The sequence below is a fragment of the Edaphobacter modestus genome, assembly GCF_004217555.1.
In the GTDB taxonomy this organism is placed as follows: Bacteria; Acidobacteriota; Terriglobia; order Terriglobales; family Acidobacteriaceae; genus Edaphobacter; species Edaphobacter modestus.
This window is the reverse complement of record NZ_SHKW01000001.1, coordinates 3,233,908-3,256,779: the sequence shown is the minus strand read 5'-3', so window position 1 is coordinate 3,256,779 and position 22,872 is coordinate 3,233,908. Positions and strand designations below refer to the sequence as shown.

Here is a 22,872-nt window from a genome sequence, read left to right as displayed (position 1 = left end):
TTGAGTATAGCCCTAAGTAGCTGAGCGACCGTAATTTAGAGCAATTTATCGAAACAGGGAAAAGCTGGTGAGTGTACCGCTATTGCACTCGGATATGCGCCAGTCAGTGCCCAAAATGTGATGGAGGCATGTTCTCTTCGATAACAGGAATGTACTTTCATCCGTGAGACGTTCGGAAGGACGAAACTTTACATCCAAATAGCTCTGGATGTCGAGAGTCACTCTCTGTCTGAGAAGCTCGTCCTCTGACAGAGAGCATCTTCACCTTCGCCACAGCACAGCCTCACGGATTCGCTGCTCTCGATTTATATGGGACATTACTTTCCTGTTGATCAGGATTGATTCTTGGGCTGGCGACTGCCCCTCTGAGGGAGGGCTACCAGCAGCCGAGGGTTTGGACAGGTCGCGAAGTTGAGTTCCTTCCGAAATTCCTTTGCTATCGAATACGGACAAGTGAATGCCACCTCTCTGCGTTGGCTCTACAGCGCGCATTCACCAGAGTCGCGTATACAGTCCCGTATTGTAGTAAGGATAGAGTGGCTTACAGAAACAGTTGTCAACTCACAGTCAAGCAGTTGTCATAGGACTGTTGGGATTGATGAGTTCTGATCCGCCGAATGCCTGAGTCCGATAGTCCCCTCAGTCCAGTCTCCCTGCGCGTGATGACCACGAGGGGACTCAGAGCGCAGCCGGAACGCTGTGTCTTCGGTTCCGACCATATATGCGTCCCATAGAAGTTCTCTCGCCTCCTTGCAACAATCGACTGATTAAGACAAGCCAACGTCCAGGTGGCTGTCCGGAAAGATAGAGGCTCGCACGACCACCTGTAGAGCACACGGAGTTGAATCGAACGCGGCATATTTGTCCCCCGGATCATCTGTTCTTTGTCAATTGATGTCACTCCTCTCGTGTGGAGTTATCCGGGATGCTGCTGCGCACAACCGGGCGTTATCGGGGCTCTAAATTGGAGGCAACGAAGAAATGACAATTCACTGATGTACCCATGACACTGCGGATGTGTCCGTTCTCTAGGGTCGATAAGGAGATAGGAGAAGTCGGCAACTCAAGCAGGTGCTGCTTTCATTGGTGTGACCCCCTTTATGACTCTAAGGCAACACGCGTATCCGCATACCTGTTTCGCTCGCACTTCACGCGTGATTCTCTTGGCACTGGCATCCGCTGTGGGATCGTTGTTTCTCCTGGCAGGCAATGCAAGGGCTCAGGGAGTGCTCGGTTCTGGTTCGACGCAGGATACGTCGCAAACCCCGACGAACGATGATCCGAGTGCAGCCACGCTGGCGTTTGGCGGCAGCTCGGATTCTGCGGACGATCGCAGCGCCGTCACAACTTCAAGCAATCTGGATGCGCCCGTAGCGTCGCTGCCCGCCGATCAAATTATCCGGATTTTACAGCAAAACGAAAATCTGCTGATGGACGTGAAATCGCAGGTTGCCGATCGTCTGCAACAGCAGGGCACGCAGATTGAGGCGACCGACATCACCGACGAGATGCTTTACAACCAGATCGCGACGAATGCCAGTGTGCGCGCAAATGTTACGACCTATTTGAGGGCACGTGGGTATGTTCCCCAAGGGGGACTCCAGAGTGCCGGTGCCGGGCCCGCGCAGAACGATTCGCAGTTTGGTTTACCGTCATCCGATGGCCAGAGCACGAGCCCGTCTGGCATGAGTACAGGGGGAGATACGGGGTTCTCTAATCTTGAGAGCGGTGGAGACGGCCAACCGCGCACGACTCTCCCTGCAGGAAACAGCCGGGACAAGATGGAAAACCGTGGGAAGGAAGAGACAAACGCCTCGACCGATGTACCGAAGGTGCTGCGCCTGCCCACTCCCTACAACTTACGCTCCATGCGTGATTTATACACACAGGTTCCAGAGCATGCAGCTCCTTTGAAGCGGTTTGGCTCAGAGGTCTTCGTGAGTCGGGAGTTCCCCTCTATGGGACGCGGTGTGTCCACGAGAGACACTCCGCTTGATATCCCTTTGGGTCCAGATTATGTCGTCGGTCCGGGCGATACCCTCGCCATTAGCCTGTGGGGCGGAGTCACGCAAAGCATCAGCCGGGTGATCGACCGGGACGGTCATATTCTGTTACCCGACGCGGGCTCGCTCCAAGTTGCCGGCCTGCCGCTTCAAAGGGCAGAGAGCCTGATCGAAGGCGCACTCAAGCAGCAATATCGGAATGTTCGGGTCGCCGTCACGATCTCTCGGTTGCGTTCGGTGCGTGTCTATGTTGTTGGAGATGTGCAACGGCCGGGGGGGTATGACATTAGCTCCTTGTCGACCCCTCTGAGTGCGCTCTATGCCGCTGGCGGACCCACCTCGGTTGGCTCTCTTCGCATTGTCCGGCACTACCGTGGACAGGCATTGATCGAGGATATCGATCTCTATGATTTCCTCCTCCACGGAATTCGAAAGGGCAGCGCCCGTTTCGAAAGCGGAGACACGCTTCAGGTACCTCCGGCGGGTTCGCAGGTCGCTATTTCTGGTGCAATAAAGCGGCCAGCCATCTATGAACTGAAGCCCGGCGAATCGACTCTTGCTTCGGTGCTCGAGGATGCTGGCGGTCTAACGGCCGCAGCCTCCCTGGGGCACATCACGATCGAGCGCATCGATGCCAATCGTCAGCGGGAAACGGTAACGCTGAAGGGCGTCAGTGGACAGGATTTGCAGACGGACCGAGCTGCAATCGAGACGTTTGTGGTCAAGGACGGAGACCGCATCCATATCGCTCCGATTCTTCCTTACAGCGAGCGAGCGATCTATCTTCAAGGCCACGTCGTTCGCCCGGGTCGCTTGTCCTATACCGACGGCATGCGGCTCAACGATGTGCTGCACAGTTATCAGGATATGTTGCCCGAGCCGGCGGCCCACGGCGAGATTGTACGTCTCGTTCCCCCTGATCTCCACGCAGAGACCATCGCCTTCAATGTTTCTGAGGTGTTGATTGGTAATGAAAATCTCACTCTTCAGCCCTTCGATACGATCCGCATCTTTGGACGATATGAGGTGGATACGCCGAAGGTCATAGTTCATGGTGAGGTGCTACGGCCAGGAACCTATCCGCTGTCGAACGGCATGACGGCCGCCCAGCTTGTGCGGATGGCAGGCGGGTTCAAGCGCGACGCTTTGCTGAATAGTGCCGACCTGACGAGCTACAGTGTCGAAGGCGGCAGCCGTGTTGCGGGGAGGGTCTCCACTCTCCAAATTGGCGCTGCTGTTTCTGGAAGCGAACCGAATGCGGATGTTCCGCTCAAGCCCGGCGACATCCTTACGATCCACCAGATCACCGGATGGAACGAGATTGGCGAATCCGTCACGATTCAGGGGCAGGTCAAATTTCCTGGCAACTATGGCTTTCAGGAAGGCGAGCGCCTCAGTTCTGTCCTTCGCCGTGCCGGCGGAATGCGCGATACCGCATACCCGGAAGGCGCCGTATTGATCCGTGAGCAGGTGCGTGATCTCGAGGAGAAAAGCCGTCAGGAACTTATTCGTCAGATCGACACAAACTCCGCGGCCGCGCGACTTGGACCGGCTGTCGGGAGTGGTGATACGGGGGGCACCCTGCAGCTGATCAAGGCGCAGCAGGAGCAGGCGGTTACGCAACTTAAGAGCCATCCCGCTACTGGGCGCATGGTGATTCATATCAGCGCCGATATCGATAGCTGGGCCAATACTCCCGCAGACATCGAGTTGCGGAGAGGTGATGTGCTGACAATTCCGAAACGTCCGGGCTTCGTGCTTGTGTCGGGGCAGGTCTACAACGCCACGGCGCTCACGTTCGCTCCGGGAAAGACGGCCGCCTGGTACCTGAGCCATGCAGGAGGGACGAACTCAACCGCAAATCGTAAGGAGATCTTCATCATCCGCGCAAACGGTTCGGTCGTCGGCCGGCACTCAGGTGGATGGTTCGATCCAGATGTGCTCTCGACCAGGCTGAGTCCTGGCGATGTTGTCGTGGTGCCGCAGAAGATCATCGGAAACTCGCTCCTCTGGCGGAATCTTCTGACTACGGCGCAGCTTGCGTCTTCCATCGCCATTACCGCTGGAATTGCGGTGGCGGCCCTCTAGGTCCCATGTTGGCGTCTCGCACGTTTACGGTGATTCTCATGAGTCTTATGTTCAATGCGAATCGACAAGCCGCAGGCTTCTCCGGACCGGGTGACCGATCCCAGAGCAACGCCGCGAACATGGCATCGCCTTATGTTCCCGTGGAGAGCTGGATCTATCCAGCCTTCGAATTGCTGGCGGCGAAAGGCTATGTTCAAAGCGCATTCTTCAATCTGCGTCCCTGGACGCGCCTTGACTGCGCCCGTTTGTTGGAAGAGGCCGATGATCTAACGGCAGACGAGCCCGTCAGCGACGATGTCGCCAAGACATTGCGAGCTCTGAGGCTGGAATTCGCCTCAGAGCTTCGGCGCCGTGCTGGTGGTCGAAATGTAGAGTTCAGGATTGAGTCGATAGATCAGCGCATCACGTCGATCTCTGGCAGGCCGTTGACGGACGGTTACCACTTCGCGGAATCGCATGTGGATGATTACGGCCGTCCGTTCGGTCAGGGCGTAAACCTTTATTCGGGGATGTCAGTCCGAGCGACCGCCGGGCCTTTCGCTGCTTACGTCAGAGGCGAGATCCAGCGTGTGCCATCGGCGCCTGTTCCGAACGCTTCCGCTCAGCAGCAGATTGCCGCTGCTGACTTCACGCCAGCTGCGGCATCCGGGCTGCCATCGAACTTTCTTCGTGGACGATTGCTCGACGCGAATATCTCATACGCCTTCGCCAACAATCAGCTTACCTTTGGCAAGCAGACTCTTTGGTGGGGACCGGCGAGAAGTGGCTCTACTCTTTTCAGCAACAATGCAGAGCCAATCACAATGCTTCGCTACGATCGCGTGCGGCCGTTTAAGTTGCCGGGATTCCTGAATTTGCTAGGCCCGATTCGGGCGCAGCTGCTGGTAGGCCGCCTCGATGGTGCGCAGTATATTCACACAGATCACCAGACGTTCGGAACCCCCGGGGTGGCTCTTGGCAACCAGCCATGGATTCATGGAGAAAAGGTTACGTTTGAGCCAACGCCGAATTTCCAGTTCGGTGTCTCGCGTACAGTGCTCTTTGGCGGCCAAGGAGCGCCTGTGACCACTTCGACATTTCTGCGGAGCGTCTTTTCCGTTGGGACTGGAGACGAAGAAAATGACCCGGGCGACCGGCGCGTTGCCTTCGATGCCGAGTATCGGATTCCTGGTCTCCGCGAATGCCTGACGGGATACATAGATACCTTCACAGAAGATGAACCCTTTCCATTGAACTATGCGAAGCGGAGTGTATGGATCTCAGGGTTTGCTCTTCGATGTGTTCCGAGGGTACCCCATCTGACAATCCGCGCAGAAGGCCTTGTTTCCCCGCATCGAGACGAGTTTCCAGGCTACTACTACTTCAATGTCCATTACCTGAGCGGCTACACGAATAACCGCCAGTTGATTGGTAGCTGGATCGGTAGGGAAGGTTATGGGGAGCAAATGTGGGCGACTTGGCAGGTTTCGCCGCGTTCCTCACTCGAGGTGAGTGGACGCAGTATGAACTCCAGCAGTGAGTTCCTGCATGGGGGCTACGTACGCGATTTTCGTGCAACCGCCGATATCGCCCTCAGTTCCGAATGGCAACTACGCCTCGAAGACCAGGCAGAGTGGTGGCGCTTCCCGCTGTTGTCTCCGCAGCCGCAACGCAATAACGAACTTACTCTTCAGCTTTCCTACAAGCCGATGGGGAGGACGAAATGAACACCATCACTTCCGCCATTTCGACTGAAGAAAGCAGCGAACGGATTCCCGCGAACTGGGCGGTTCGCGCAGCATTACTGTGGCAGCATCGAAGGCTGCTGGCTCGTGTCGCCTCAATCTCGCTCGTGGTGAGTCTCGGAATAGCTTTCCTCCTTCCGAAACAGTACAAATCCACAGCCAGCATTATGCCGCCGGACCAACAGAACTCTGGCGCGATGATGCTGGCGGCGCTAGCAGGCCGCGGAGGACTGGGAGCGCTCGGCAGCGTTGCCAGTGGACTCTTCGGCGGACACACGACCTCGGTATTGTTCGTCAATCTCCTGCAGAGCGGAACGGTGCGTGGACATCTGATTGATCGTTTCGATCTTCAGCGGGTCTACCACTCACGCTATCGGTTCACCGCTGCCAAGCGCCTTGCCCGACAGACCAAGGTCACCGATGACAAGAAGAGCGGAGTGATCACGATCGAAGTAGAGGATACGGATCCTGTACGAGCTCGCGATATGGCGAAGGCCTATCTTGAAGAGCTGAACAATCTTGTTACGAAGACCAGCACCTCGGCTGCGCGCCAGGAGCGCATTTTTATCGAGAACCGACTCCACGCTGTGGAGGGCGATCTCGAGCGTGCGCAACTCGACCTAAGTGAGTTTTCCAGTAAGAACAGCACTATCGATATTAAAGAGCAGACGCGTGCGATGGTCGAGACCGGCGCACGTGTGCAGGGGGAACTGCTTGTTGAGCAGTCTGGCCTTCAGTCTTTGCGGCAGATCTATGGTGATAACAATGTGCGCGTAAAAGGAACCGAAGCACGCATTGCGGCGCTTCGTCGAGATCTAGCGCAGATGACCGGGTCATCGGCTCCGTTAAGTTCGGAAACCTCCGATTCTGGAGGAGCCGTGAGAGGCCCCGATGACAATGGGGCGCTTTACCCACCATTACGTCAGATGCCTCGCCTTGCAGTTCCATATGCTGACCTCTATCGCCGCGTGAAAGTGCAGGAGACCGTTTTCGAGCTGCTCACACAGCAATACGAGATGGCCCGCATCGAGGAGGCAAAGGACGTCCCTGTCATCAGTGTGATCGATATTCCAGGGGTTCCGGAGAAGAAGTCGTTTCCACCACGCCTCATCGTTACGCTGCTATTGACCTTCCTCTCCTGTGCAACCGTGTCCGCGTGGATTTTGCTCCGCGAAGCGTGGACAAGGCTTAGCCCAGACGACCCGCGGAGGCAACTTGCTTCTGAAGTTCTTCCTGTTCTTCGCAGACGATTTCATGCGATCGCTTCACGAGGCAAGGGGATTGCATGAGAAAATACATCACAAATGCCGGATATGGCGTACTGGATTACGCTTCCTATCCGCTGGGCATGCTTGTGGTGGCTCCGGTAGTTCTGCGTAATGCGGGTGCGGCGGAGTACGGGCTGTGGATGGTAGCTACAGCTGTTGTCAGTGCTGGTGGCATCATTGCCTCCGGTTTTTCCGATGTCGGAATACAGCGTGTAGCGAGGCTGCGTGGGGAGAATAAACCCATAGCAATGGTAGAGGCCGTACGTACCATGCTTGCAATCAATCTTGCGCTCGGGTTGGTGATTGCACTGGTGGCCTGGGTAGCCGCACCGTATGCGGCTCGGCACATAGCCGCCCCGCGCCTGACCTCGGAGCGGGAGTGTGTGATTTGCCTTCGTATCGCCAGCGTTATGATCCTCATGCGCGCAATCGAAACTGTCAGTGTCGCCGTACAACGCGCGTTTGAAGAGTATCGAGGAACGGTACAGATCAGTACGGCCATCCGGCTTCTTACGCTGGGGTCCGCCGGCGTTCTTGCTTTGTTGGGCAAGCGGACGGAAAGCATCATGATTGCCACTGCAGTTCTTTTCGCCGTCGGTACCTGGCTTCAGTTTCGACATCTTGGAAAGTTCCTGGATACAACGTCGCTCTGGCCAATGTTTCAGGCTCAAGAGACGCGCAATCTATTAGGGTCGGGAATCTTCGTGTGGTTTCAGGCGCTTGGTAGTGTGCTATTTCGGCAGTCTGACCGGATCCTGTTGGGCATTTCACTTGGAGCGGCGGTGGTCGCGCCCTATTCGGTCAGTATCCAACTTGCCGAGCCACTGTTCGGACTGACGGCTTCCGGTCTCTTCTTCTTCTTTCCTTACCTCTCCAGTCGCGTGACCACGCTCTCGAGTGCGGCGCTGAGGCACACTGTTCTGAACGTCTTTCTCTGTAATTTGCTTCTGGTCGCATGTGGGGGGGGGATTTTACTTCTCGTTGGGAATCCTTTTCTTCGGATCTGGGCTGGTCCTGCAGTTGCGCATAGTGCCGCAAAGATTCTTCCACTGATTATTGTGGGTTCTGCCCTCTCCGGACTCAGCGTCACCGGAATCTACGCGATGCAGGCGCTCGGTATGTTCCGTACCGTAGCGTACATCAGCTTGGGCAGCAAAAGCGTTTTGTTGCTGATGATGCTCTATCTACTTCACCACCGCGGTTTGCAGGGACTTGCGATTGCACGTGTGTGTTATGGAGTGGCCGGACTGTTAGTGTATCTACCCCTAATTCGACAGCTTGGACTTTCCAAGAAGTCCAGCAGCTCCATTCCTTCCAGGCCCATCATCACGGAACTTCAGGGAGGAGCGTGACGATGAAGGTGCTGATCACCGCAGCTCAGTTCTCATCCAGCATTTCCGGAGTGCAACGACACGCGCTAAATATCGTGCGCTGTCTTCTTACGCAATCTAGCATCTCGGCAGTGCATTTTGCACTCGCTCCCTGGCAGCAGGAACTAGTGCAGGCCGCCAGCCTCTCGTCGATGGATCGTGTTACGACTCACGTTGTCGAGATGGATCAAAGCTTGTCGAGTCGGAATCTTTGGTACTACCGCAGGCTGCCAGAGCTGGCTGCTCTGATTCGGCCCGACGTCGTTCACCTGTCGTATCCGGTTCCTGTAAATGCATCGGCAATCTCTTGTCCCATTGTGCTGACACTGCATGATCTCTATCCTTACGAGATCCCGGAAAACTTCGGCTTTCCAAAGGTGATCTTCAATCGCGTTATCTTGCAACAATGTTTGCGCAACGTCGACGCGATCGCATGCGTGTCCGATACTACGGTGCTTCGGATGAAGCAGTATGTCCCGAGGGGCACCTGGAGAAAGGCCATTCGAATATATAACTGCGTCGAGACTGAGGAGCGCTATACACAATACTCGCCTCTGCCCGGATGGCAAGGTGAGCCTTTCCTGCTCTCTGTTTCGCAGCACCGAAAGAATAAGAACGTTCAACTTCTCATTCGGGTCTTTCATCGGCTGCTTCGTGAGGGTTCAGTTGATCCGGAAATGAAGTTGTTCGTGATTGGCATCACAGGTCCAGAGACTGCACGCATTCATCAACTCGTATCTGATCTACGGCTTGATCAGAGGGTGGTTTTTCTGCAGGGGCTCCCTGAACCCGTGCTGCAGTGGTGCTACACCCACTGCAAAGTCCTTGTCGCTCCATCGGAAACAGAAGGCTTCGGCCTACCCGTGGCAGAGGCTATGCTCGCAGGATGCCATATTGTCTGCTCCGATATTCCTGCTTTTCGAGAGATAGACAAAGGGCACTGCCGTTTTGTCGCATTGGGCCCTGGAGCAGAGGAGAGGTTTGCGGACGCAATTCTTGCCAGTCTCCAGGAACCTCCAATGACTCAGATCTCTCTTCCACAATTCTCTTCCGAGGTATTAGGAACTCAATATGCAAACCTCTACCGTGGACTCCTGTCATCGGTGTCCAGCTTGGGGAGTGCTGCACACGCCACTTCGGTTCAGCGACTGCGCCGAAAGGCAGTCGCTATAACGGAGAGATTCAGCCCCGAATCGCAGGGAAAGGTGAGCGAGAGTGATCGCATCTGAATCCTTTGTTTCGAAATTAAGTACTGATGAAGTTGCGGCGTCCGGCAAGCGTCGGGATGCGATTTCAAGAAAGCTGTTTCTGCAGATCACGACAGCCTGCGAGCTCGTCGCGGATTTTGTCACATGTGCCGCATCGATATTTGTCGTTTCCGTACTGCAAGTGCGCTTCACGGACTCAGCCCAATATTCGTTTCACCAGTTGTTAGGGATCAGCGTCGTTTGTGGCCTGTTAGCTGTACTTCTGTTACAGCGAAAGGGAACGGACAGCAAATGGGCTCACCTCCATCCGGTCTGGGAGACTGCGGGTGCGGTTCGGATGTCCTTACAAGCCCTGCTCTTCATTTTGCTGGGCAGTTTCCTATTGAAGTTGGAGGTCCCACGGAGTGCAATTGTTATGGGCTTCTTGCTAATGCCCCCTCTGCTGGCGCTCCAGAAGTATATGACCGCTTTCCTAGTCCAAAGACTGCACAGCAGGTACTCCGTTATGGAACGAGTTGTTATCTACGGAGCATGTGAAGCAGGGCGGCGTATCGCATCGGGACTCTTATCGTCACCCCTTTTGGGGCTACGTCCCGTAGCCGTGATCCATGAGGACCCCGGTTCGATCGATGAATGCAGGTTAGAGCTTGCCTATGGGGGGCACACGATTCCGGTGCAGTGCGCTTCGATTACGGCGAGCCTGCTGGAGTCGCTCCAGTGCGATCTGGTAATCCTGGGGGTGCCGAACCTCCCTTTGAAAGAGGGAAACGAGCTCAGAGCTGTAGTGCGGCAGGTGGGAATCCCTGTCGCACATCTGTCAGATCCTCTTGTACCGGAAGGCGGGCCACGAGAATCGATTGAAATCGGTGGGCTATCGCTGATTCACGAGGAGCCGGCGGATGTCGCTTGGAATTATGCTTTCACCAAACGGGTGCTCGACATTGCAGCTTCCTCCATCCTCTTAGTGGTGCTTTCACCTGCGTTCATTGTGATTGTGCTTCTCATCCGCTTGACCTCACCTGGGCCTGCACTCTTCGTGCAGAGGAGAGTGGGGCACGCTGGCAAGCTCTTTAATATGTATAAATTTCGTTCGATGTCTTCCAGAGCAAGAAAGTACGAGTGCTCTCCGAAGATATCCAGCGACCCAAGAATCACAAGAGTCGGCAGGTTTCTCAGGCTGACCAGTCTGGACGAACTCCCTCAGTTGATGAATGTCTTCCTTGGGCAAATGTCGTTGGTCGGACCTAGGCCTGAGATGCCTTTCATTGTGCGTCGCTATAGCGAGTACCAGCGGCAAAGACTTCAGGTTACTCCTGGAATCACCGGTCTATGGCAACTGAGCCAGGACAGAGCTTTCCCCATCCACGAGAATCTCCATCACGATCTCTCCTACATCAGGAACCGGACCCTATGCATGGATCTGGCGATTCTCATCCACACACTGTTCTTTTCAATGTGTGGAGGAGTATGACGGAGCATTCTCAAACCATGTCTATTTCAAATGGATCAAACTCGCAAATTCTCTATTCGCACGATGGTTGTGGTGCCCCTATATCAGACTCTGCCGTTGACCACGAGCATGTCGACGTCCTCGGTGTAAAGGTGTCGGCGGTGAATATGGTCCGAGCCGTTGAATTAGCCGATCAATGGGTCATGGGCGGACGTGCTGGATACATTTGCGTAACGGGCGTGCATGGTGTGATGGAAGCCCAGAAGGACCCCGGACTTCTGGAAATTCTGAACCATGCTGTAATCAACACCCCGGATGGCATGCCCATGACATGGGTCGGTCAAGTACAGGGGGTTAGCAATATGGATCGTGTTTTCGGGCCAGACTTTATGTTGAAGATGTGTGAACTGTCGCTGGATCGGGGGTATCGCCACTTTCTTTATGGTGGCCGGCCTGGCGTGGCAGAGAAGTTGAAAGAAGCGCTGGAGGTGAGGCTACCCGGCCTCCAGGTGGTAGGAACGTATACGCCCCCGTTCCGAACGCTTAACGAGCAGGAGGAAGAGACATTGTTCGCCCAATTGCGCGATTCGAAGCCGCACATTCTGTGGGTAGGGATGAGCACTCCAAAGCAGGAACGATTTATGGCGCAGTATGTCGACCGTCTACAGGTGCCTCTGCTGGTAGGAGTGGGAGCAGCTTTTGATTATCACACCGGCCGTATCCGCGATTGTTCAAACTGGATTAAGCGCGCTGGTCTACAGTGGCTGCATCGATTGCTGCAGGATCCCAGGCGGTTGTGGCGTCGCTATCTCAGCAACAATCCTGCATTTATCTGGAACATTAGTCTTCAGATGCTGAAGCTGCGTCGTTATCCTAGAGATGTCGAACGCTCCTGCCCCACGACACAGTCGAACGCAGAGGGCGTCTTTGATGCCAGTCTGTGTCAGCCGAATTGCAACCGCGACTCTTCCTCATGACTTACACGACACGTCCCCGGAGTATGCAAGAGGTATGCTTCAGGATCAGCGGGACCCCAGATTGCTCTGTTATATGGGGAAACGACCGCGTATGGATCATCAATACTCGTTCATTAGGGTCTGCGGTTTCGGGAACTCAACCTGAATGCGAAGATCAGCAAAGGCGGCTCAGCAGACTCCAGTTCACACCCGACAAGACAGGAGATTTTGTGGTCATTGTTCCGTATTCTGCGGTTCAGGGTGTGCTGGGGTGATGCTGACCATTCCTGTGGTGGATTTCGGAGGATGTGCGACGTTATACGGACGGACAGACTCAAATGGATCTTGGACAACGGAATTTAGCCGTCGGGAATGCCCGACTGCAAAGGAACGCTGAGTGATGATGAACTGTGGTCGATCGTCATCCTTATGCGTTATTTGCCCCTGTGGGCAGCCAGAACGTTCTAGAGGTGTACAAGCACTTAAATTGAGAAACGTCGATGAACTCAAGTAATAGTTATGTCGGCGGGAAGATCGGTGCACTGCCCACTGACACGGGAATGTCCTTCATCGTCGGGCTATATTTCTCATTCCGGCTTTTTATCATGCTTCTTTCCGTGCGTCTTCTGGGTACTGATCCACAGACAGGAACTGAGATCAACCTTGCGCTGAACTTTCTGCTTCTAATTGTCGTTGCCTTTTATGCCCTTGGGGCCTGCGACCGCACTTTCAGGAGCATGTTAAAGCTCCCAAGCATCCGATGGGTGCTGTTATTTCTGGTCTTCTCGGGCTGCAGTCTGTTGTGGAGTAGTGCAGCATCCTTGGTCGCTGCCATCACCTACTGGTGTGCAATGGCGGCCGACGTCGCGATCGTGGCGTTGCTGCTGCGTGTGGAGCCCCTGACAGAGTCTATTCATTCCATGATGAAGGGATATGTATGGGGCGCTTGTGCCATTGCCCTCATCGCATGGCTCATGCCTGCACAATCGGACCTTCGGCTTGGCGACGAGGAATTGCTGGGCACCAATCAAGTTGGATATTTGTGCGGATTTGCCTTCTTCTTCGCTCAGTACCTTATGACACAGAAGCTAGGGAAGTGGGGGGGGGCGGCAATCGTGCTCGGTGTGACACTTCTGAGGAGTCTCAGTAAGACAACGATCATTGCTTTCATAGTTGCGGAGGGATTCCTGCTCATGAGAGACAAATCCATGAGCAGGAAAACAAAGCTTGGGATGATCTTTGTTGCCGCTCTGATCACTACTGTATTTTCGGGACTTCTGACTTCGTATTTCGATACCTATTCCAATGCAGGAAATAGCCCGGAGACTCTGTCTGGGCGCCTCGGTATTTGGGCAGTCATCCTAGGCGAAGCAGTGAAGCAGCCATGGGTCGGACACGGGTTTTATTCCGTGTGGAAGGTAATTCCCCCGTTCGGTGATTTTGAAGCTCGCCATGCCCACAATGAAATCATCCAGCAGTTCTATTTATATGGTGCCGCTGGAGTCTGCATCATGGTGGGCCTTTACGGAAGTTTCTATCTACATGTGCGGCGTTTCGCTACCGGTTCACAAAGAACCTTCTACTGTGCCTTGTTGCTTTTTATCTTGATACGTGGGCTGGCCGATACGGAGGTGTATGACTTATCGCTTCCGCTATGGGCGATTATCATGTTCAGTCTCTTGTTGGAGCGTCCTAATGGCTCCCCTAAACATAATTGAAATCCGATGCTGCGATGTTCTGCGTTCAGCCTGTTTTTCCGCGGACGAGCGGAACGCGCAAACGAGAAGTGCTCTCAGTTCTGCGACAACAAATTGACAGTGTTCTGACAACTTTCTGTCCGTGCACTCATAGATTGCCTCTTAGGGCGATGATTAGCGGCGTGCCGGTTGAAGAAGGACTTGCCGATGAACTCACCTGAGTGTTTCTCGATAGCAAAAGGGAAAGGAGTTGCGGATTGGATATCGCGTCACCAACGGCAGTTGTTTGCGGGGCAGGCGGGTTTATCGGAGGTCATCTTGTAAAAAGCCTAATTGCCCAGGGCATTCGAGTCATCCGAGCTATCGATATCAAGCGAATGGAAGAGTGGCACCAGATAGCGGATGGTGTTGAGAATCTCTCCCTCGACCTCAAAGAAAAAGAGCATTGTCTGACGGCAACGGAAGGAGCAGACCACGTCTATCAACTTGCCGCAGACATGGGGGGCATGGGGTTTATTGAGAAAAACAAGGCTCTTTGTATGCTCAACGTGCTCACAAACACGAATATGCTGTTAGCAGCCTGCGAAACTGGTGTTAAGAGGCTCTTCTACGCGTCATCTGCATGCGTCTACAACGAGACCCGTCAGACCCGACCGGACGTAGTTGCTCTCAAGGAGTGTGATGCCTATCCCGCCATGCCTGAAAATGGATACGGATGGGAGAAGCTATTCAGTGAAAGGATGTGCCAGAATTTCGAGGAGGACTTCGGCCTGACTTGTCGCATTGCGCGATACCACAATGTCTATGGGCCATACGGTACGTGGAGAGGGGGACGGGAGAAAGTGCCTGCTGCCATCTGCCGCAAGATCATAGAAGCCAAGAGGTCCGGACGTCATGAGATCAATATTTGGGGAGATGGACATCAGACGCGCAGCTTCATGTTTATCGATGACTGTGTTCAAGGGACCCAAATGATCATGAACAGCAATATCGACGAACCCATTAATCTTGGCTCCAGCGAGATGGTTTGCATTAATCAACTGGTGGATATTGTTGAGGAGATAGCGGGCATCCGGCTCAAGAGAACATATGATTTGAAGGCTCCGAAAGGAGTAAATGGCCGCAACAGCGACAATACGATGATCCTCGATCGATTGCGATGGGAGCCGTCGATTCGACTCCGTGACGGTATAGAGAAAACCTATCGCTGGATCGAGAGCCAGATTGCCTTGAGTGATGGCGCAATTTGAATCTAAATGCGACTCACTCAGTCGCTTAGATCCAAGTGTAACTGGCATCATGTTCGCCGAAAATCCATCTCGGATGGGCCGTAAAACTCCAACGAGCTGCAGGTCCGGAGGAATTTGATGAGGCGCAAGGTTTGATTTCCGAAATAGACCAAGGACGGCACTATCAGTGAGAATTGTGACTGGAAACTGATGAATCTCGACAAGCTCAAGAACGATTGGGAATCTCTCGCCGAGCGCGATGCGTTCGGCGCCATTCTCACCGATCCCTCCAGAGGCGATGGCAGGTGGGATAACTCGGAGTTCATGGCCACCGGAGAAGCCGAAATTGGGATCGTCATGAGCCATCTGGCTGGCATCGGCTGCGTTCCCAATTTCGACTGTGCGGCGTTGGATTTTGGGTGCGGTGTTGGCCGCCTAACGCAGGCTCTGGGGCGACGTTTTGCCTCTTGTGTAGGCATGGATATCTCGCGGCGGATGATCGAAAAAGCAGACTCTTTCAACCAATACGCACACTGCCAGTATGTGGTTCACTCCGACGTACGGCTGCCATTCGCTGAGGAAAGCTTCTCATTCATCTACAGCAATATCGTTCTCCAGCATGTGCCTCGGGGCTTTTCGGAGCCGTATCTCCGCGACTTCGTAAGAGTGCTCGCGCCGGGTGGTGTACTCGTGTTCGGAGTTCAAGATTCTTTCGCGGCGCCGGATATCTCATCACAAATGATTCGAGTCCGCCACATCCTTCGTATCCGTTCCAGAATTCAAGATGCACTGGGTCTTGGGCAGCGTCATATGCAAATGCACTGTCTGCCCGAACGCGCTGTCCGACGCGCACTCGGCTCTGCCAGAGTGGCGGATATTCAATTCACGAACACGGCGGCAAAGGATTTCAACGGCAAACTTGTTTATTTACCACAGGCGCCCACGTCCGGTTATGTCGGCAAACAATACTGCGTGGTGAAAGAGCCGTAATTTTGCTTGACGCAATCCGGCGAGGCAAACGACAGGTACCCTTACATCAGTCGTGCCTCCCCCAACTTCCATCCGATTCGGAGTGTAAAGCTAATACCTGATGAGTCTCGTTTCAGCAGCTTCGAATCGCAGTCGACGAAAACAGGGCTTCGCTGGCGTGCCTAGAATGATTTCGGAAAATCTCACAGTGAGTTGTTCATGGGCGGCTGGGGCAGTGGGCGGAAGTGGGGTAGCAAAGACACGCTACATGTTCGACTCGGCGGGTCCGGAGCCGTATCTGATGGTCTTCCACCTAGGCCCAAGGGGATGCACTGGAAGACATATAGGGCGCTCGCCAATCGCTTCCGCAAAGCTGAAATGATGTTGGACGCTGCGACCTATGCCCATTTTCGGCTCGGACAGTAATGTGAAGGCCAGATGCGCGGAGTGGACCTTGTGCGCTGCGGGTTACGCTTTCGGTGCATATGGATTATGCGCAGGTACCAGGAAGAAGGATGATGTCGCTTACTACTATGCCCGCAAGCGGCGGAACGGAGACTTCCATGGGCAAGCTCCGGTGCTTTGGGCTGCTGGTGCTTTGTTGGCGGATGAGAAGAAGTAAGAAGCGTTATGGATTTCAACCATGCTGCGTTGATGAAGCGAACCGCCTGGGAGGGTTGACTCTCCAGGCAGTTCCCTTTTGATGGTTGGAGCAGCTTTTGTTCGAGCAGTAGTCAATAATGGCTTTCACGGGATCAAAAGCTATCTACCAACACTCGGCTCCCTGAGGCGAATACCACATAACTGCCTGCCACGGCTCCAATCCCTGTCGATTTATCGGCTGCTGTCCATGTCGATAACCCGGTGGATAGAGAGTAGATCGCGTTGCGGTCCGGAGAGTAGACCTGATCAGATGTAACCGGCTGAATTCGCAGCAGCTCCGGGAGGGTTGTGGTGGCAAGTTTCGTGCCTGTGGCGTCATAGATTGCAGAGTTCGAATAGGCGTTGGTATAGGCTGCATAGTTGTTTACGAGGACTCGATTGTCGTCGATCCAGCCGACTACCCAACCTGGAACCGCCGTGACTAACAGACCGTTTTTTAAGATGTTCGTACCGGAAGTTGAGCTACCGGAGCCACTTGAGACGGCGATCAGGGTACCGTCCGGCGAGAGTTGGATTGCATTGTTGGGATCGGGTGGGTTATCCGACCATACTGTGGGTCCGCCGCTGACCGGCGCGACCTGCCGAACATAGGTTGATGTTGTCCCGTTGTATGTTCCCAGAACTTGACCGAGCATCGTGCCGGAACTGGAGAGAGAGAAATCATACAGATTCGGCGTGCCCTGCAAAAACTGGTAGGGGATGCTAGTGGTTAGGGTATTTGCCGGAAGTGAGTAGAAGTTGAGAGTTCGATCGGTCTCATATTGGGCATCGGTTGCATTGGCCGCGGAGGCAAGCACGGTCCCGTCCGATGAGAGCACTATCTTCGAACTCGAGAAGCTGATGGCTCCCTGTGGCGTGCTCAGGGCCGGATCGAAGTAGAGGATTTTGCCGCTCGCGGTGGCGACTGCCGCCCTACCTGCAGCACCGGAGATGCTCCAGGCTATACCCAGTCCAAGGTAGCGAGGTGTAGTCGACAAGCTTGATCCGTCGAGGACAACTCCATGAGTATTTCCCGCAAGCCACTGAGAGGTAGAGGTTGCAGCATACGCGGACAGAAACGCGACGGGTAGAGTGTAGTCTGCCTTCGACAGCGTCGAACCCGACAGATCGATCACGCTACTCGCCGCAGTTCCGTAAGAAAGCACACCGATGGTCGTTCCTGAAGGGATGACTGCGGCGGAAGCGCTCAGGTTGTAGGTTGCAGCAGGAGAGTTTCCGCCGACCGGATAGATTGCCAACGGAGATCCGGTGGTGTTTGACGCGTAGGTCCAAACCCAGTTTCCTTGTCCGGTCAGGTTTTCGACCGTTGGGAACGAAACGATAGCCTCTTGGACGCTGGATTTCGAATATGTCCAGACGGCGGTGCCCGTGTTTGTCAGGAAGCGCTCTCCATCGAGGAACCAGGAGTTGAACTGCCCGGAGAATGCCGGACCGATAGAAGATGTTCCGGTTGAAGTTGAGATAGTCTCGACGACGTTCTCGCCCGCAGCCCCATCTGCAACACGCACTTCGCCCGGCGCGGCAAAGGTATTCGCGGCGGAGTAGTCTCCTTGACGGGAGACGAGGAGTTGGCCGGTGGGTGCCCAGACGGAGAGACCTGCCTGGGAGCCAGCGCATATGTAGCTGCCATCCGAAGCCAACTTCCACCAGGCATTTCCCACAGTGGAATCAGTTGGGTCGATCATTGCGGGGGAGATGATGGTGGAGAGAAGATGACCGTCGGATGAGGAACGAACCTCTAACCCATTTGTCTGTCCGATTGCGACAGTCTGTCCAGCCATGTCTACTGGCCAGTAAAATGGGTAGGTATGGGCCCCAGAGGGGCCGGGGAAATATTGATCGCCACTGGCAAGTTCCGTACCCGAAGTGTAGTCCCACAGTGCCCAGTGACCAGAGTTGTCCTGACTGAGGACACGAGTTGTCGTGGTTCGCAGCAGTTTGATTTGAGCAGAGTGACCCAGGTCGAGCAGAGTCGCCAAGGCTTTGTTTACCGCTATCGTCACAACTGCCGTCGTGCTTCCCGCCGAGTTTGATGCGGTAACCGTATAGGCTGCTTGAGCAGTAACGGCAGTAGGCGTTCCAGAGATGGCGCCCGTGGAACTGCTCAGGCTCAAGCCTGCGGGAAGTGCCGGAGTGGCAGCATAGGACGTCACTGTTCCCGTAACGCCGGGAATGTCAGAGATAATTGCCTGCCCAACCGTCGCAATAATCGTCGTCTGGGGATAGGTCAGATTAGAAGGGAGGGCGAGTGCCGCGTTCACGGCGATCTGGATAGTCGTTGAGGTAGATCCGGCCGAGTTACTCGCGGTGACGGTATAAGGCGCCTGGACAGCAATAGTAGTGGGCGTTCCGGAGATTACTCCTGTGGAAGTGCTCAGGCTCAAGCCGGCGGGAAGCGCCGGACTGACGGCATAGGATGTAACCGTTCCCGTAAGAGTGGGGGTGTCGGCTGTGATCGCTTGTCCTACCGTTGCTGTGATCGTCGTCTGGGGATAGACCAGGCTGGAAGGAGGTACAACTGCAGAGCTGACTGTAATCTGGATAGTCGCGGAGGTGGATCCGGCCGAGTTACTCGCGGTGATGGTGTAAGTTGCCTGGGCAGCGGCGGCGGTTGGCATGCCGGAGATTGCTCCTGTGGAAGTGTTCAGGCTCAAGCCTGCGGGAAGCGCCGGACTGACGGCATAGGATGTAGCCGTTCCCGTAACAGTTGGGGTGTCGGCTGTGATCGCTTGTCCTACCGCTGCTGTGATCGTCGTCTGGGGATAGACAAGGTTGGAAGGAGGTACAACTGCAGAGTTGACGGTAACCTGGATAGTCGCGGAGGTGGATCCGGCCGAGTTACTCGCGGTGATGGTGTAAGTTGCCTGAGTAGCGACGGCGGTTGGGGTTCCGGAGATTGCTCCTGTGGAAGTGTTCAGGCTCAAGCCTGCGGGAAGCGCCGGACTGACGGCATAGGATGTAGCCGTTCCCGTAACAGTTGGGGTGTCGGCTGTGATCGCTTGTCCTACCGCTGCTGTGATCGTCGTCTGGGGATAGACGACTTTGGCGGGGGATGTGGCTTGGGATGTGCTGCTCGCTCCACTACTAGCGCAACCGAGGACTGATCCTAAGACTGCGGTAATGACGATCGCCAACAAAATGTTTAAAAAGCATATGGAGTTTCGACGGCAGAAAGAAAAACAAGTCTTGCTATTTGTCATGGATAACCCTCGGATACTTTTGTAAAGGCACTTTAGCAATATCACGAGGCACCTAGTTCGACCAGCTAAATTGAGCCCACTCCGATAGTTACCGATAACCTTTTCCCGTGGACGAACGCTCTCTCCACCTATCGCCTTGGCTTGTGAGCTTGTCTCGGCACAAGATATGACCTTCAGCATTGCGGAGTCGCTTATTGCCATAAGCTTCGTGATTACCTATGGCGTAGCACCCGTCTTCGCATTGGAGAAGCGTGTGGCGCCGATGACTCGACTACGTGCGGTGGAGTCAGCAGACTAAGCAGATTTTCCCCTTGGGGATCCGCTCTTACTGGAGCGACGGTTTTTTTGTAGCTTATCTGCTTGGGCCTTGCAGGGGCCATTTCGCTTAGGCATAAATTTGAGGCTTTCCACAACTGAACGGTACTCCTTACGACATCCCAATATGCAGAACCGAGGAGTAATACCAACGTCAGCACGGTAGTCACTAAGAAACCAACCGCGAATGCGACGAAGATGGCAGAGGTTTCAACACCCGTCGTCCTCGCCTCTTGGCGCACCCGCGCAAAGCGTTTACGACGTCCTGGACACCTTGAGCCGACAGCCGTACAGAGATATCCGAATGCCAGCGCCGATGCCCATAGCGCCAAGCTAATGAGGCTCATCACACCAAACAAGGTGATTCGCGGAATTACCTTGTTTGGGATGTTTGGAAATTGTTCGGTTAGTTTACCGTCCGATTGAGCGGGTGAGCCTCATATGTCCGGACGCAGCACTTTCTAACTTCAATACAGAACCTTGGGTGTTGTTGTAGAGCCGGGATATACAACATACTTCGACCCCATCCAGCCACCTATGGATCCAGTTGTATTTCGCACTCGATATCCAGCGATGGCGTTTGAAGGCGAATTGCTGTCGATCACGTTATTGTTGAAGCCGCAAAGGTCAGTACAAGACCAGCACTCAACGATATAGCCGGTGTACGGCGGAAACGGGGAAGTGTTGCAATTTCGCGCCGTATTGTTATTAAAGACCAAGCCGTCAATATTATTGAGAAAGTAGGCATCGGCGGCCGAATGGTTGACCATATTTCCTGTTAAGGAGATATTTGAGAGCCGTTTGTTTTCAACTTCATATTGATAGTCTGCTCCAAAAGAGCCTACGGTAATCGCGGCCTTTCCTGCCCCGCCTTGGTTGTTATCCCCTTGCAATTTCCCGAGGATTTTGTGGCTCTTAAGGCATGCGTAGGAAACGAGATTGTCGGAGATCACGACATCCTGGACCTGTGCATCGGGTCCTTCAAAACTTTCAAGGGTGTTGAATACCTCAATGCCACAATTGACAACGTGTTCGATTACATTGCCTGTGATTATCAGCGACTGCAAACCGATCGATGCTATCCCGCGCATTGTATTTTTGATTCTGTTGTTGGCGATAATACTGTTACCAGCCTGTGAATACCCAAGGGCTTGGATACGATGTTTGGCGGCGTTGAATCCATAATCATGCATGCTTAGAGCGTCGTCCGTGATGTTCTCCAGATAGTTTCCGCTGTAAAGAACATTTACTGAATAGTGGCTATAGACGCCATCGCGTGTCGTGTTCTTGATGATGTTATCGACTATTTTGACGTTGATGCCATTCGCGATACAAATCCCCATACCCGGAGAGCCGTCGATGAAAATATTCTGAACAACGACGTCCATGCAATTGAGGAAATAAAAACAATGTCGATCGGTAGGCCAAGAAGCACTGGGAACACCGGATCGCGTGTATTTGCCTCCAGTAATTGTCACGAATTCACATTGATCGATCTGGAAGAAATGTTTGGTTAGAGTCGTGTTGGTAAGAATCGCACCAGTTGCCCAAATATGAACGTTTTTGAGAGACTGCAAGTAAATCGTCTTCGATACGAGATAATTTCCGGACGGGAAAAAGATGAGAGCATTAGACTGCATGGCGAGTTGGATATGTTCCGTATCATCGGTAATACCGTCACCCTTTGCGCCATAATCTTTGACGCTTATCACTAGATTTTGATTGGGAATTGAGTTTGATCTAACGAAAGATTGTTCAGCGAGAGATACGGAACCAGCCCAGTTGATTTGATTGTCGCTGCCGTGAGCGGCGGGCGGCTTGGGCATGGAATGTCCTATCACGGCAAGTGAAGACAATGCTAACTGTTTGCAGAAATCTTTCCGGTTGGTCCCAGAGTTCATGAGTCTCCTCTCCGTACTCGGCGCGTAGTAAGACCATTTTATGGACATCTGTGCCAAACGAAGATAAGGGTGGCTTGATTGGATATAGGGGATAGGGCGTGTATTGTCGGAGAGCATCCACATGAACGCCAGTCATTTGTACGCATGAGTGTCACCGCAAAGACTGCGATGCTTGATATTCACGTCTGCGCAATGACTTTAGCGTTATTTTCTTCTAAGCTGGCCGGGCACGCCAAGGTGGGACTTGGCGGAACGCAAAACGCGAGTGTATTTAGCGCTCACGAACGGTAATCAACTCCGATCGGACTCAACGATTCCGAAAATTAGCTCCGCGTCTAGCTACGCCCGAATGCTCAAACAATGTGGAACGCCAGAAGGTGACAGCCGTTACTCGTGGTCGATCGATTTTGCTACCCGCCGTGTCGCGGCCTCGCAAGAAAATGCAACCCTTGCTGGATGAAGTAGCTGAAATAAAGGCGGTTGTGGTTGACCTCGAAGATGAACTCAAGCGCTTGAAGAAAAGCAAGGCGGCAACGGCTAAGCTCGACGCCCTGGTTCAAATGACTTTCCGGATATCCCTGTAAGTCTATGATAATACAAGAAATGTGACCGCAATCGGGCGTAATCCTAAGTAGCCGAGGGAGGGTAATTTAGGGCAGTTCTGTTTAAGCGAAACAGCTGACGTGTGTAGCTACTCAAGGCACGAATGAACCGCATAAGGTGTGAGATTATGCAGTCACGAGATACCTCACTTCTCAATGGGTTATACCACGAACTCTGCGCGATAATGCCGTCCGTGACTGATGAGCGTGATCGAAGCCGCGCGACCGC

At 53.9% G+C, this 22,872-nt stretch carries 13 protein-coding genes; 11 read left to right on the top strand and 2 right to left on the bottom strand.

Annotation, left to right across the window (positions count from 1 at the left end; translation table 11 throughout):
• The first annotated feature begins 1,154 nt into the window (after positions 1-1,154).
• From BDD14_RS13770 to BDD14_RS13720, 10 genes are all read left to right on the top strand, one after another.
• On the top strand, positions 1,155-4,091 hold the full coding sequence (locus BDD14_RS13770) for an SLBB domain-containing protein (protein ID WP_423201756.1): 2,937 nt from the start codon (positions 1,155-1,157) through the stop codon (positions 4,089-4,091).
• 38 nt (positions 4,092-4,129) lie between these two features.
• The gene (locus tag BDD14_RS13765) at positions 4,130-5,797 is read left to right on the top strand and encodes a capsule assembly Wzi family protein (RefSeq protein ID WP_130419306.1); all 1,668 of its coding nucleotides are present in this window, start codon (positions 4,130-4,132) and stop codon (positions 5,795-5,797) included.
• Positions 5,794-7,104: a GumC family protein gene (locus BDD14_RS13760; RefSeq protein WP_130419305.1), complete on the top strand. Its 1,311-nt coding sequence runs from the start codon at positions 5,794-5,796 to the stop codon at positions 7,102-7,104. Before BDD14_RS13765 ends, BDD14_RS13760 begins: the two co-directional genes overlap by 4 nt.
• Positions 7,101-8,435: a lipopolysaccharide biosynthesis protein gene (locus tag BDD14_RS13755; protein ID WP_130419304.1), complete on the top strand. Its 1,335-nt coding sequence runs from the start codon at positions 7,101-7,103 to the stop codon at positions 8,433-8,435. Before BDD14_RS13760 ends, BDD14_RS13755 begins: the two co-directional genes overlap by 4 nt.
• A gap of 2 nt (positions 8,436-8,437) precedes the next feature.
• Positions 8,438-9,682: a glycosyltransferase family 4 protein gene (locus BDD14_RS13750; RefSeq protein ID WP_130419303.1), complete on the top strand. Its 1,245-nt coding sequence runs from the start codon at positions 8,438-8,440 to the stop codon at positions 9,680-9,682.
• Positions 9,669-11,132 (top strand): exopolysaccharide biosynthesis polyprenyl glycosylphosphotransferase, encoded by a 1,464-nt coding sequence (locus tag BDD14_RS13745; protein WP_130419302.1) that lies wholly within the window; start codon positions 9,669-9,671, stop codon positions 11,130-11,132. The genes BDD14_RS13750 and BDD14_RS13745 overlap by 14 nt, the downstream gene beginning before the upstream one ends.
• A 17-nt stretch (positions 11,133-11,149) precedes the next feature.
• Positions 11,150-12,088 (top strand): WecB/TagA/CpsF family glycosyltransferase, encoded by a 939-nt coding sequence (locus tag BDD14_RS13740; protein WP_130419301.1) that lies wholly within the window; start codon positions 11,150-11,152, stop codon positions 12,086-12,088.
• Positions 12,089-12,567: 479 nt separating this feature from the next.
• On the top strand, positions 12,568-13,785 hold the full coding sequence (locus BDD14_RS13730) for an O-antigen ligase family protein (RefSeq protein WP_130419300.1): 1,218 nt from the start codon (positions 12,568-12,570) through the stop codon (positions 13,783-13,785).
• Between the two features lie 236 nt (positions 13,786-14,021).
• Positions 14,022-15,014, top strand: coding sequence for an NAD-dependent epimerase/dehydratase family protein (locus tag BDD14_RS13725; RefSeq protein WP_130419299.1), 993 nt, complete (start codon positions 14,022-14,024; stop codon positions 15,012-15,014).
• A 189-nt stretch (positions 15,015-15,203) separates the two neighbouring features.
• The gene (locus BDD14_RS13720; RefSeq protein WP_242617935.1) at positions 15,204-15,983 is read left to right on the top strand and encodes a class I SAM-dependent methyltransferase; all 780 of its coding nucleotides are present in this window, start codon (positions 15,204-15,206) and stop codon (positions 15,981-15,983) included.
• A 734-nt stretch (positions 15,984-16,717) separates the two neighbouring features.
• Here BDD14_RS13720 and BDD14_RS13710 read toward each other — a convergent pair.
• Both BDD14_RS13710 and BDD14_RS13700 read right to left on the bottom strand, forming a co-directional pair.
• Complete coding sequence (locus tag BDD14_RS13710) at positions 16,718-19,759, bottom strand: beta strand repeat-containing protein (RefSeq protein WP_165420076.1); 3,042 nt, start codon at positions 19,757-19,759, stop codon at positions 16,718-16,720.
• A gap of 848 nt (positions 19,760-20,607) precedes the next feature.
• Positions 20,608-22,041 (bottom strand): glycosyl hydrolase family 28-related protein, encoded by a 1,434-nt coding sequence (locus BDD14_RS13700; protein ID WP_165420075.1) that lies wholly within the window; start codon positions 22,039-22,041, stop codon positions 20,608-20,610.
• A gap of 362 nt (positions 22,042-22,403) precedes the next feature.
• On the opposite strand from BDD14_RS13700, the gene BDD14_RS13695 reads away from it, so the two are divergent.
• Positions 22,404-22,625 (top strand): hypothetical protein, encoded by a 222-nt coding sequence (locus BDD14_RS13695; RefSeq protein WP_165420074.1) that lies wholly within the window; start codon positions 22,404-22,406, stop codon positions 22,623-22,625.
• Positions 22,626-22,872: the final 247 nt, after the last annotated feature.

What these genes read in the sequence shown, in the direction of transcription:
- BDD14_RS13765 (WP_130419306.1), top strand. Translation starts at nt 4,130, where the DNA reads ATGAGTCTTATGTTCAATGCGAATCGACAAGCCGCAGGCTTCTCCGGA.
- BDD14_RS13760 (WP_130419305.1), top strand. Translation starts at nt 5,794, where the DNA reads ATGAACACCATCACTTCCGCCATTTCGACTGAAGAAAGCAGCGAACGG.
- BDD14_RS13755 (WP_130419304.1), top strand. Translation starts at nt 7,101, where the DNA reads ATGAGAAAATACATCACAAATGCCGGATATGGCGTACTGGATTACGCT.
- BDD14_RS13750 (WP_130419303.1), top strand. Translation starts at nt 8,438, where the DNA reads ATGAAGGTGCTGATCACCGCAGCTCAGTTCTCATCCAGCATTTCCGGA.
- BDD14_RS13740 (WP_130419301.1), top strand. Translation starts at nt 11,150, where the DNA reads ATGTCTATTTCAAATGGATCAAACTCGCAAATTCTCTATTCGCACGAT.
- BDD14_RS13730 (WP_130419300.1), top strand. Translation starts at nt 12,568, where the DNA reads ATGAACTCAAGTAATAGTTATGTCGGCGGGAAGATCGGTGCACTGCCC.
- BDD14_RS13720 (WP_242617935.1), top strand. Translation starts at nt 15,204, where the DNA reads ATGAATCTCGACAAGCTCAAGAACGATTGGGAATCTCTCGCCGAGCGC.
- BDD14_RS13700 (WP_165420075.1), bottom strand. Translation starts at nt 22,041, where the DNA reads ATGAACTCTGGGACCAACCGGAAAGATTTCTGCAAACAGTTAGCATTG.